The sequence below is a fragment of the Skermanella sp. genome (genome assembly GCF_059503625.1).
The window spans coordinates 1-8,523 of sequence record NZ_JCACHA010000840.1 but is presented as its reverse complement, the minus strand read 5'-3'; the positions used below and the strand labels follow the sequence as shown (position 1 = coordinate 8,523).

Here is an 8,523-nt window from a genome sequence, read left to right as displayed (position 1 = left end):
CTTCCATGTCCTGGGATACCACTGGCCCGCGTTCAACGTCGCCGATACCGGGATTTCGGTCGGCGTCGCCCTGATCGTGATCGACAGCCTGTTCGGCGGTCAGGACACGGACGGGGAAAAGGGTGGGACGGACAAGGATTAGGTAAGGGGCCGGGACGTGCGGAACCGGACCTGAAGAGCAACTCGATCTGGATATAAGAGAAACGGCAATGGACGCGATCAGCACTCTTCAATTCCGCCACAACCGACGCGGCCGACGGCTTGCGGCACCGCTGGTCTGTCTGGCGCTGGGCGCACTGGCGCTTTCCGGTTGCGGCCTTTCCCGCCAGACCTTCGGCCTGGACCGGGCGCCGCCCGACGAGTTCAGCGTCCTGACACGCGCGCCGCTGGCGGTGCCGCCGGAATACAAGCTGCGTCCTCCCGTCCCCGGCGCCCCGCGCCCGCAAGAATCCGATACCCGCGAGCAGGCGGCATCGGCCGTGTTCGGCTCCACGCCGCAGACCCGTCAGCAGGCGTCGGCCACCGCCAAGCCGACGACATCAGGCGAGTCCGCCTTCCTCAATCAGGCCGGCGCCGTCGATGTCCAGCCCGGCATCCGCTCCACCGTCAACCGCGATGCCGTGGCGGCGGCGACCCAGGACACAGGCTTCATCGACAGCCTGCTGTTCTGGCAGAAGCAGGACCCGCCCGGCACCGTCGTCAATGCCAAGGAAGAGCAGCAGCGCCTGCGCGAGAACGCGGCGCTGGGCAAGCCGGTGACGGAGGGCAGCACGCCGATCATCGAGCGCCGGAAAAAGGCTCCGCTGGAAGGCTTGTTCAACTAAACACTTGCCGTTTAAGCCTTGCCGTTTAAGCAAGGACGCCCAGTTGACTGTGCACTCCAGTGCCCAGTTGACTGGGCACTCCCGCCTGTCGCGACATGAGCGTCGCGGCAGGCCGCATTTTCCGTTTCGCCCGTGAGGTGTTGCCGTGCCCGTTCCGTTGCGCCGGCTGATCGCCGCGCCCGCTCTCGCCTCCTTCCTGCTGGCTTCGGTCGCCGGCGCCGGCTTCGCGCAGACGCCGCAACCGCAACAGTCGCAGCAACAGACCGAAGCGCCGCGGCCTCCGTCGCTCCGCAAGGGTGTCTTCTTTCCGGAAACCTTCACGCTCGGCAACGGCATGCAGGTCGTCGTCGTGCCCAACCAGCGGGTGCCGGTCATCACCCATATGGTCTGGTACAAGGTCGGCGCCGCCGACGAGACGACCGGCAAGTCGGGCATCGCCCATTTCCTCGAACACCTGATGTTCAAGGCGACTGACGAGCTGAAGCCCGGCGAGTTCAGCCGGATCGTCGCCCGCAACGGCGGCCGCGACAACGCCTTCACATCTTGGGACTACACCGCCTATTTCCAGAACGTCGCCGCCGACCGGCTGGAACTGGTCATGCGGATGGAGGCGGACCGGATGGCCAATCTCAAGCTGACCGACGAGACGCTTCTCCCCGAGCGCGACGTGATCGTCGAGGAACGCCGCCAGCGGACCGAGAACGAGCCCGGCGACAAGCTGTCCGAACTGGTCCAGTCAGCGCTCTTCGTCCACCATCCCTACGGCACGCCGGTGATCGGCTGGGAACATGAGATCCGGCAGCTTACCCGCGACGACGCCAACGAGTTCTATCAGCGCTGGTACGCTCCCAACAACGCCGTCCTTGTGATCGCCGGTGACGTGACCGTCAGCCAGGTGAAGCCGCTGGCGGAGAAGTATTTCGGTCCGATCGCCCCGCGTCCCGTGCCGGCCCGCGAACGGGTCGAGGAACCGCCCTATGCCGCCGAGCGCCGCGTCATCCTGCGCGACGCCGAGGTCCGCCAGCCCAGCCTGCGCCGTCTCTACCAGGCGCCCAGCTACAACCGTGGCGAGACCAAGCACGCTTATCCGCTGGAAGTGCTGAGCGAGATCGTCGGTGGCGGGGCCACCAGCCGGCTCTACCGTTACCTCGTGGTCGAACAGCAGCTCGCCACCGGCGCCGGCACCGGCTATTCGCCGCAGGCCTTCGATATGTCGGTGTTCGGCGCCTATGTCAGTCCCAACCCCGGCGTCGATATGGACAAGCTGGAAGCGGCCCTTGTCGAGCAGTTGAACAAGGTCGTCACCGAAGGCGTCACGCCGGAGGAGGTCGAGACCGCAAAGATCCGGATGGGCCGCGACGCGATCTTCGCCCGCGACAGCCTGCAAGCGCCTGCCATGAGCTTCGGCACGGCGCTGGCGACCGGCCGCACGATCGAGGACGTGGAGGAATGGCCGGAACGGATCGCCTCCGTGACGGTCGAGCAGGTCAACGCCGCCGCCAAGGCCGTGCTCGGCCAGACCAACCCCGTCACCGGCCTGCTGTTGCCGGCCCCCGTGCGGGAAGCCGCCGCCGGCGCCGCCTCCCAGCCCCGGCCCGCCGCCACCCAGCCCGGAACCTCGGGATTGATCCGATGAACTATCCGACGAGCATGCAGCACCGCCTGTCGCACCGCCTGTCATTGCCGGTCTTCCTGGCCGTTTTCTGCCTGATATCGGCGGCCCTGACGTCCACCGCCTCGGCCATCGACATCAAGCGCGTGGTCAGCCCCGGCGGCATCGAGGCGTGGCTGGTGCAGGACGCCAAGGTCCCCCTGCTGTCGATCAAGTTCTTCTTCAAGGGCGGGGTGGAAACCGATCCGCCCGGCAAGGAAGGCCTTGCAAACCTGACCTCGACCGTGCTGGACGAGGGCGCCGGCCCCTACGACAGCGAGGAATTCCAGCGCCGGATGGCCGACAACTCGATTTCGGTCAGCTTCACCGCGACGACCGACGGGTTCTACGGCGGCGTCCATACACTCGTGGAAACTCAGGACGAGGCGGTCGATCTCGCCCGGCTGGCGCTGACCCAGCCCCGGTTCGACGAGGAAGCGGTCGAACGTATGCGGCGCGGCGTGCTGTCCCAGATCCGCCGCGACCAGGGCGATCCGGACTTCCTGGCCCGCCGGGCTCTCTATGAGACGGCATTCCCGGACCACCCCTACGGCAGGCGGGCGCGCGGCACCGTCGAAAGCGTCGGCTCCATCACCAGGGACGACATGGCGGCCTTCGTCCGGCAGCGTTTCGCCAAGGACAACCTGACCGTGGCCGTCACCGGCGACATCGCACCCGACCGGCTCGGTGCCGTGCTCGACCGCATCTTCGGCGAACTGCCCGCCAAGGCAGCCATCAAGCCGCCGGCCGACGTCGTTCCCAAGGGAGCGGGCGAAACGGTGCTGGTGCGCCGTCCGCAGCCGCAGAGCGTCGTGCTGATGAGCCAGCCCGGCATCAAGCGCGACGATCCCGACTGGTTCGCCGCGACCGTCATGAACTACGTGCTGGGCGCCGGCAGCTTCAGTTCCCGCCTGATGGAGGAGATCCGGACCAAGCGCGGGCTGACCTACGGCGTCTACAGCTATCTGGTTCCCTTCCAGCATACGGCATTGGTCATGGCCGGAGGCTCCACCGCCAACGCCAATGCCGGCAAGATGGTCGAGCTGATGAAGGCCGAATGGCAGAAGATGCGGGACCAGGGCGTGACCCAGGCGGAACTGGATGACGCCAAGACCTACCTGACCGGCTCCTTCCCGCTTCAGTTCACGTCCAGCTCGGCCATCGCCGACATCCTGCTCCAGGTCCAGCGCGACAACCTGGGCATCGACTACCTGGATCGGCGCTCCGGGCTGATCGAGGCCGTGACTCTGGAGGACGTCCAGCGCGTCGCCAAGAGGCTGCTCGATCCGGCGGCGCTCCTGACCGTCGTCGTCGGCCAGCCCGAAGGCGTCGAGCCGACCAGGACGAGGGACGATATTCCGAGCTGATTGCAAGTACGGTAGTATGGGGAGCAACCGGAGCGCGGTGAGGCCATCGCTCCGTCCCGGATGTTATTCGGCTGGCTGGCAACTGAAAAACGAGAGGAAGTATTCTCCATGTCCGCTCTGACCGATTCCCCCGCGTGGCAGGCCCTTTCCGCGCACCGCGCGCAGATGGAAAACATCCATATGCGCGACCTGTTCGAGCGCGATCCCGAACGGGCCTCCCGCTTCTCGGCGCGCCTGGACGGCTTCCTGCTCGACTACTCCAAGAACCGCATCACGGAGGAGACGATGGGTCTCCTCCTGGATCTGGCCCGGCAGCAGGACGTCGCCGGCTGGCGTGACCGCATGTTCTCGGGCGAGAAGATCAATACGACGGAGAACCGGGCTGTCCTGCACACGGCGCTGCGCAACCGGTCCAACCGGCCGGTGATGGTGGACGGCCGCGACGTGATGCCGGAGGTCAACCGGGTCCTGGCGCAGATGGGGCGTTTCTCCCAGGCCGTCCGCGACGGCGCCTGGACGGGATATGACGGCGGGCAGATCAAGGACGTCGTGAACATCGGGATCGGCGGCTCCGACCTCGGCCCCTATATGGCGTGCGAGTCGCTGAAGCCCTATGGGCATCCGGACCTGCGGATGCATTTCGTCTCCAACGTCGATGGCACCCACATGGCCGAGACGCTGAAGAAATGCGACCCGGCGACCACGCTCTTCATCGTCGCGTCCAAGACCTTCACCACCCAGGAAACGCTGGCCAACGCCCATACCGCGCGTTCCTGGTTCCTGGAAAAGGCCGGCGACGAGAAGGCCGTCGCCAAGCATTTCGTCGCCGTCTCGACCAACGAGGCGGAGGTGTCCAGGTTCGGCATCGACCCGGAAAACATGTTCGTCTTCTGGGACTGGGTCGGCGGGCGCTACAGCCTGTGGTCCGCGATCGGCCTGCCGATAGCGCTCGCCGTCGGCATGGACAATTTCGAGGCGATGCTGGCCGGCGCCCACGAGATGGACGAGCATTTCCTCAACGCGCCGCCCGAATCCAACCTGCCGCTGCTGATGGCCCTGATCGGCATCTGGAACGCCAACTTCCTGAACGCCCACAGCTACGCGGTGCTGCCTTACGACCAATACCTCCACCGGTTCGCGGCCTATCTCCAGCAGCTCGACATGGAGAGCAACGGCAAGTCGGTGGACCGCAACGGCAACCGCGTTGACTACGGCACCGGCCCGGTGCTGTTCGGGGAGCCGGGCACCAACGGGCAGCACGCCTTCTATCAGCTGATCCATCAGGGCACCCGGATCGTCCCCGCCGATTTCCTGGCCCCGGTAGAGTCGCAGAATCCGATCGGCAAGCATCACCCGATCCTGCTCTCCAACTTCCTGGCCCAGCCCGAAGCGCTGATGCGCGGCAAGACGGCGGAAGAGGTCCGGGCGGAGTTGCAGGGGGCGGGCGTCGTCGGCGCCGAGCTGGAAGCACTGGTCCCCCACAAGGTGTTCGAGGGGAACCGGCCGACCAATTCGATTCTCTTCCGCAAGCTCGACCCGCGCACGCTCGGCCTGCTGATCGCTCTTTACGAGCATAAGGTCTTCGTGCAAGGCGTAATCTGGAACATAAATTCGTTCGATCAGTGGGGCGTCGAGCTTGGCAAGCAACTTGCAAAGGTGATTCTTCCCGAATTGGGGGAAGCTTCGGCGCCTGCCGGTCACGATTCGTCAACCTCCAGCCTGATCGAGGCATGCAGGGAGTAGCGCCGGAGTACCTGCACACGCTATACTGTCGGCTATTGATGTAAATTGCCGATAGCGCGTGTGCAGGTTTAGATGACGCAATCCCGGCCGCTCACGCGGCTCGATCAGGTGCAACTCGATAACGTCGTCCGGCGCCACGAGATGTTCCGTAATGCCCGCATGGGCGGTTCGCGGGCGACGCTGTCGTTCTTCGACCTGTCGGGACTCAATCTCACCGGACGCGACCTTGCCCACGCGGATTTTGTCGGATCGTCCTTGCGCGGAGCCAATCTGGCCGGTGCGCGGCTCGACTGCGCCGCCATGTTCGCCTGCGACCTCCGTCAGGCGAACCTGGAGAACGCCAGTCTGGTCAAGACCGACCTGCGGGGCGCCTGTCTGCGCGGCGCCGTCCTGATCGGCGCCAACATGTTCGAAAGCGACCTGCGCGACGGCACGCTGGCGGAAACGGACCGGGCCGGCAACCTCAAGTTCGTCCAGGTCGATACCCAGCCGACCGAGGCTTCCGGCGCCGACCTGAGCGGCGCCAACCTGACCAATGCCCGGCTGTCCGGCGCCATGGCGATCCACACCGATTTCACCGACGCCGTCATGCGCGGCTGCAAGCTGGTCCGGGCGACCATGCGCGGCGCCAACTTCAGCGGCAGCAACCTGGAAGGCGCCGACCTCAGCGGCGCCGACCTGCGCGGCGCCTGCCTGCGCGGCGCCGTGCTGACCGGCGCTTCCATGACCATGGCGGAAACGGCCGGCGCCGATATGGAGGACATGCTGACCGACCAGCCGGTCGGCCGCCCGGCCTCCTCCCTGGGCCGTCCGCTGGATGAACTTGCCCGCGACCATATGGCCTGGGTCGGCAGCGCCGGCGCCGAGGGAACCAAGCTCGACCTCAGCGGCTTCGACCTGCGCGGCAGCCTCGCTTCCCTGGACAGCATGTGCCTGACCATGGTCAAGGGCATCGGCACCATCTTCTACGGCATGAACCTCACGGGCATCCAGTTGCAGGCGGCCCAGCTCGAGGACAGCGATTTCCGGACCTGCAAGCTGAAGGACGCCGATTTGCGCGGCGTCAACCTGAAGCGCGCCAAGCTGAACAACGCCGATATGAGCGGCGTCAACCTGCGTCCCCTGATGATCGACGACAAGCGGGCGATGCGCTCCGACCTGGAAGGCGCCAAGCTGCGCTACGTCAATCTCAACGGCGCCTGCCTGCGCGGGGTGAGCTTCGCCGGAGCCGACCTGTCTTTTGCCACGCTGCTGGGCGCCGACATGGCGAAGACGGATTTCCGCCATGCCAAGCTGTTCGGCGCGCGGGTCGAACGCGACGCCCTCAGGACCGCCAACCTGGAAGGCGTTGCCGGCCTAAAGGTCTGAGCAAGGCCTGACGCGGGTTTATGAGCCCGACGGGTGGTGACATCCTGCCGGATCATGCGTACATGTTGACCCATGACGATACGCCGCCTCCCCGATACCCTGGTCAATCGCATCGCCGCCGGCGAGGTGGTCGAGCGGCCCGCCGCCGCCGTCAAGGAACTGGTCGAGAACGCGCTGGACGCCGGCGCCACCAGGATCGACGTCGTGGTCCGCGACGGCGGGCGTTCGCTGATCGCGGTGACCGACGACGGCTGCGGCATGACCGCCGACGAATTGGAACTGGCTGTCGAGCGTCACGCCACGTCCAAGCTCCCCGGCGAGGACCTGCTGAACATCGCCACCCTGGGCTTCCGGGGCGAGGCATTGCCCAGCATCGGCGCCGTCAGCCGGCTGACCCTGACCAGCCGGGCCAAGGGCTCCGACAGCGCGTGGTGCATCGCGGTCGAGGGCGGCGCCAAGGGCAGGGTGGCGCCGGCCGCTCACCAGCAGGGCACCCGGGTCGAAGTCCGCGACCTGTTCTACGCGACGCCCGCGCGCCTGAAGTTCCTGAAGCAGCCGAGGACCGAGTTCGACCATGCGGTCGATGCGGTCGAGCGTCTGGCGATGGCCCATCCGCATGTCTCCTTCACCGTCGCGGACGAGGGACGCACCCCCGTCCGGCTGTCGGCCGCCCAGGGCGAGTTGCTGGACGCCCGCCTGACCCGGCTCGGCGCCCTGATGGGGCGGGAGTTCTCCGACAACTCGATCCCCGTCCTGGCGGAGCGCGCCCAGGTCCAGCTCACAGGCCATATCGGCCTGCCGACGCTCAACCGCCCGACCACGCGCCACCAGTACCTGTTCGTCAATGGACGCCCGGTCCGCGACAAGCTGCTGGTCGGCGCCGTGCGCGGCGCCTATGCCGACTTCCTGGCCCGCGACCGCCACCCGATGCTGGCGCTCTTCCTGGAGATCCACCCGGAGGAAGTCGACGTCAACGTCCACCCGGCCAAGGCGGAGGTCCGCTTCCGCGACTCAGCCCTGGTGCGCGGCCTGATCGTCAGCGCGCTGAGGCATGCGCTGGCGCAGGCGGGTCACCGGGCGTCCAACACGGTGGCGACCGCGACGCTCGATGCCTTCTCCGCCGGCGTGGCGCCGCCGGCTCCTTCCCAGCAGCCGGATTTCCGCTACGGCTTCAATAGCGGACACTCCTCTTATATCCCGCGCGATCTGGCCGAGGCCGTATCTGCTTATCAGGCCCCGCTGACCGGCTTCGCCGCCACACCCTCGGCACGCCCTGCGGCGCCGGCCCCGGCAGCCGAGGAACCACCGCCCGACCATCCCCTGGGGGCCGCGCGGGCACAGGTCCATAACACCTACATCGTCGCCCAGACCGGCGACGGGATCGTGATCGTCGACCAGCACGCCGCCCATGAACGTCTGGTCTACGAGCGCGTCAAGCAGGCGCTGGTCGATGGCGGCGTCAAGCGCCAGGGCCTGCTGATCCCCGAAGTGGTCGAGTTGGACGAGCCATCCGCCGCCCGGATCGTCGCCCGCGCTGCCGAACTGGCCGATCTCGGCCTCGTCCTGGAGC

Annotated in this window: 7 protein-coding genes; all 7 read left to right on the top strand. The window is 66.9% G+C overall.

Translation table 11 applies throughout. From position 1 onward, the window contains the following. The first annotated feature begins 10 nt into the window (after positions 1-10). Complete coding sequence (locus AC5JJ6_RS30380; protein ID WP_496045639.1) at positions 11-142, top strand: signal peptidase II; 132 nt, start codon at positions 11-13, stop codon at positions 140-142. A 67-nt stretch (positions 143-209) separates the two neighbouring features. Further along, positions 210-824 carry a DUF3035 domain-containing protein gene (locus tag AC5JJ6_RS30375; RefSeq protein ID WP_496045638.1) on the top strand — a complete coding sequence of 205 codons (615 nt, stop codon included), beginning with the start codon at positions 210-212 and terminating at the stop codon, positions 822-824. A 145-nt stretch (positions 825-969) separates the two neighbouring features. Further along, a complete protein-coding gene (locus tag AC5JJ6_RS30370) occupies positions 970-2,460 on the top strand; it encodes a M16 family metallopeptidase (RefSeq protein ID WP_496045637.1) in 1,491 nt (496 codons plus the stop codon). After that, positions 2,457-3,842 carry a M16 family metallopeptidase gene (locus AC5JJ6_RS30365; RefSeq protein ID WP_496045636.1) on the top strand — a complete coding sequence of 462 codons (1,386 nt, stop codon included), beginning with the start codon at positions 2,457-2,459 and terminating at the stop codon, positions 3,840-3,842. Before AC5JJ6_RS30370 ends, AC5JJ6_RS30365 begins: the two co-directional genes overlap by 4 nt. A 108-nt stretch (positions 3,843-3,950) precedes the next feature. Continuing rightward, positions 3,951-5,585, top strand: a complete 1,635-nt coding sequence (pgi, locus tag AC5JJ6_RS30360; protein WP_496045635.1) for a glucose-6-phosphate isomerase — start codon at positions 3,951-3,953, stop codon at positions 5,583-5,585. A 72-nt stretch (positions 5,586-5,657) separates the two neighbouring features. Next, on the top strand, positions 5,658-6,953 hold the full coding sequence (locus AC5JJ6_RS30355) for a pentapeptide repeat-containing protein (protein WP_496045634.1): 1,296 nt from the start codon (positions 5,658-5,660) through the stop codon (positions 6,951-6,953). A gap of 72 nt (positions 6,954-7,025) precedes the next feature. Further along, the coding region (gene mutL, locus AC5JJ6_RS30350) for a DNA mismatch repair endonuclease MutL (RefSeq protein ID WP_496045633.1) at positions 7,026-8,523 on the top strand (1,498 nt) is incomplete at its 3' end.

Bases quoted from the DNA above. Each gene is read 5' to 3' on its own strand.
- AC5JJ6_RS30365 (WP_496045636.1), top strand. From the start codon at position 2,457: ATGAACTATCCGACGAGCATGCAGCACCGCCTGTCGCACCGCCTGTCA.
- AC5JJ6_RS30355 (WP_496045634.1), top strand. From the start codon at position 5,658: ATGACGCAATCCCGGCCGCTCACGCGGCTCGATCAGGTGCAACTCGAT.
- AC5JJ6_RS30375 (WP_496045638.1), top strand. From the start codon at position 210: ATGGACGCGATCAGCACTCTTCAATTCCGCCACAACCGACGCGGCCGA.
- pgi (WP_496045635.1), top strand. From the start codon at position 3,951: ATGTCCGCTCTGACCGATTCCCCCGCGTGGCAGGCCCTTTCCGCGCAC.